The sequence below is a fragment of the Streptomyces sp. P9(2023) genome, from assembly GCF_032436795.1.
Lineage (GTDB): Bacteria > Actinomycetota > Actinomycetes > Streptomycetales > Streptomycetaceae > Streptomyces.
The window spans coordinates 1-238 of sequence record NZ_JAUPWM010000825.1; the positions used below are offsets into that span (position 1 = coordinate 1).

The 238-nt window shown below is 43.3% G+C and carries 1 protein-coding gene; it reads left to right on the forward strand.

Going from position 1 to position 238, the window contains the following annotated elements:
- Positions 1 to 238 (forward strand): hypothetical protein (locus tag Q5762_RS39590; RefSeq protein ID WP_315897161.1); only part of this gene is annotated, 238 nt, incomplete at both ends.

Below are 238 nucleotides of genomic sequence, written 5' to 3' on the forward strand. Positions count from 1 at the left end.
GGACAAAGCGCACATTGCGAGTTTGACGGACAAACCTACAAATTAAAAGTAAACAAGGTTATACCAGAGGTAACAGCCGGTCAGTTTCAGGTAGAAATGGTATTTGATGGCAAAGCACCCGACAATTTGAGAAGAGGTTTGTCTATGCAAACCAAGCTAACGCTTTCAGACAACAGCAAATCATTGTTGTTAGCGCAGGGACAGTTCTTCCAAAGTACTGGAGGCAATTGGGTGTTTG